Annotated in this window: 3 protein-coding genes; all 3 read right to left on the bottom strand. The window is 70.9% G+C overall.

Annotated features, from left to right (window positions below; translation table 11 throughout):
- Positions 1–128: 128 nt before the first annotated feature.
- The gene (locus tag D7Y13_RS40695; RefSeq protein ID WP_120538376.1) at positions 129–1,175 is read right to left on the bottom strand and encodes a phosphatase domain-containing protein; all 1,047 of its coding nucleotides are present in this window, start codon (positions 1,173–1,175) and stop codon (positions 129–131) included.
- Positions 1,172–2,206, bottom strand: coding sequence for a phosphate acyltransferase PlsX (gene plsX / locus D7Y13_RS40690; RefSeq protein ID WP_120538377.1), 1,035 nt, complete (start codon positions 2,204–2,206; stop codon positions 1,172–1,174). Before plsX ends, D7Y13_RS40695 begins: the two co-directional genes overlap by 4 nt.
- Positions 2,207–2,216: 10 nt before the next feature.
- A partial coding sequence (locus tag D7Y13_RS40685) for an MFS transporter (protein ID WP_120631026.1) occupies positions 2,217–2,575 on the bottom strand: 359 nt, incomplete at its 5' end.

The raw sequence follows: 2,575 nt of genomic DNA, 5'->3' as shown, positions 1-2,575 counted from the left end.
AAGAGACAGCCCCCACCCCATCCCGAGCCCGGGCCGGCCTTCCGGAAGCGTCCGGTCCCCCGAAGGGCCAGCGGGCAGGCAGGCGGACTCCCCCACGGGAGCGCCTGGAAGGCCCGCCGGGAAGCCGCTCAGGTCGTGGGTTTCGTCGAGCGGCCCTTGTGGGTCCTCGGCAGCGCATGGGAGATGAGCGACACGTAGTCCACCGCCTGCACCCGGGGGGGCGGCGGCTGGGTCCCCAGCGCGGCCAGGCGCTTGCTGAACGCGGCCAGGATGTCCGGCACGGGGCGCATCGCCTTGAGCAGCGCGTTGGGCCCCTCCATCGCCTGGGACAGCGCGATGGCCGCCTGCTGCAGCGGCAGTCCGCGCCTGAGCAGGTCCTGGAACGAGTTCGACAGCGTGATGATGTTGTGCCCCGCCGTCTGCACCATCTCCACGGCGATCTTCAGCACCTGGGGCGCCGTGAGGTGGCCGTCCGCCAGCAGCACCAGCGCCGCCTGGAAGTAGTTGAAGATGGGCACCACGCGCGGCCCGTAGGCCGTGAAGTGCGCGGGCGGCGTCAGCCGGTCCAGGTGGATGAAGATGCGCCGGACGGGGTCCGCCACCGGAATCTTCTTCCACGCCGCGTGCACCCGCGCGACGTCGTCCGGGTACACCCCGCCCGCCTCCAGCACCTGCGACAGCACGCGCTCGTCCACCCGCCCCGCGATGAGGTCCGCGTAGAGCGAATAGATGAACGCGTCGGCCTCCGCGTCGTCGCCGAAGAGCACCTCCTCGGCCTCCACCGGCGCGTGGATGCGGCTCTCCAGGATGACGGGCAGCTTGTAGCCCACCTGTCCCCGCAGGGCCCGGAAGCGCCCGCGCAAGAGGTTGCTGACGTTGTCCTTGAGGACGAACTCATCCCACTGGACGCCGTCCAGCTTGAGCTTCTCCTCCAGCACCGCGCGCATCTGCTTGGGGCTGCCGGACACGATGCACAGCCGCGAGTCCCCCTGCTCCGCCAGCTCCTTGATGAGCGCGGAGGCGCCCGGCACGGCGACCTTCTCGTGCGCCTTCTGGAACGCGGTGCGGAACAGGTCGCGCAGCGACTCGAAGTCCGTCTGGAGGTACGTCTTGTCCAGGTCCCACCGGTAGATGCGGCGCGGGGGGCGTGGGTCGATGCGGTCCGGCAGGCTCACCGCGCCAAACCCTCCTGGATGGCGGTGCCCAGCTCGTTCGCCACCGCCTTCGCGGCCACCTTGCCCGCGTTCGCGATGGCGCGCGCCTTGGAGCGACCGTGCGCCTTGATGAAGATGCGGTCAAACCCGAGGATGGGCGCGCCGCCGTACTGCTCCCAGTCCGTGATGTCCTTGAGCCGCTCGATGCCGGAGGACAGCATGGCCAGGCCCGCTCTCCAGCGCAGGCTCTCCTTGTAGGCGTACTGGGCCAGCTCCATCACCGTGTCGTGCACGCCCTCCAGCATCTTCAGGCACACGTTGCCCACGAAGCCGTCCGTCACGATGACGTCCGCCGTGCCGCGCGGGATGTCGATGCCCTCCACGTTGCCGGTGAAGTTGAGCCCCGTCATCTGCGACAGCCGCTGGTGCGCCTCCACCACCCGGGGCGGGCCCTTCTGCGGCTCGATGCCGTTGGACAACAGCGCCACCTTGGGCCGCTCGTTGCGGGAGATGATGCGCGCGTACGCGCTGCCCATGACGGCGAACGCCACCAGGTCCTCCGCGGTGGCCTCCACCGTGGCGCCCACGTCGAGGATGAGGCTGAAGGGGTCCTGCTTCGCCCCGCGCACGCCCCGCGTCGGGTACACCGTGGCCAGCGCCGCGCGGCGCACGCCCGGAATCAACTGGAAGTGGCGCTTGCACGCGAGCACGCCCGCGCCCGTGTTGCCCGCGGACACCAGCGCGTGCGCCTCCCCCTCGGCCACCAGCCGGGCGGCCACCGCCACGGAGGACTCGGGTTTGCGCGCCAGCGCCTCGCCGGGCTTCTCGTCCATGCCCACGAAGTCCGCCGCGTGGTGCACGGAGATGCGCTCGCCGTTGTGCTTGATGCCGGCGAGGGCCTCGTCGATGACTGGACGGTCCCCCACGAGCAGCGCGTGGATGTGCGGAGACTCCAGCGAGAGCTGGGCCGCACCCCGCACCACCTCCGCCGGGCCGTGATCGCTCCCCATCACGTCGAACGCGATGGTGATGTGCTGCGGCTTCCCCACCATGGACTCCATCCTATGAGCTTTGCTCGGCGCCCGCTCCCGACATTCTCACCTGTGTCACCAACGACAGTGCCAGGACACCCCCCAGGGCCACCAGGACCGCGCCCGTTCCGTAGGGGGCCGCCGGGCCCAACCGGGTGAATAGCAGGCCGCCCAGCGCCGGGCCCACAATGCGACCCAACGAACCGCAGGCCTGATACGCGCCCAACACCGCGCCCTGGCGCTCAGGGGGCGCGTGCAGGGACACCAGCGCCGACAGGCACGGGTTCACCAGCGCCGAGCCCACCGCCAGAAGCCCCATCACCGGGAAGAGCCACCCGTACGAGGGCGCCAGGGGCAACAGCGCGAGCCCCGCCGCCGTCAGCGCGAACC

This window comes from Corallococcus praedator (assembly GCF_003612125.1).
Lineage (GTDB): Bacteria > Myxococcota > Myxococcia > Myxococcales > Myxococcaceae > Corallococcus > Corallococcus praedator.
This window is presented reverse-complemented; position numbering and strand designations above follow the sequence as displayed.

Excerpts from the sequence above, each read along its gene's own strand:
- plsX (WP_120538377.1), bottom strand. The coding sequence starts at position 2,206 with ATGGTGGGGAAGCCGCAGCACATCACCATCGCGTTCGACGTGATGGGG.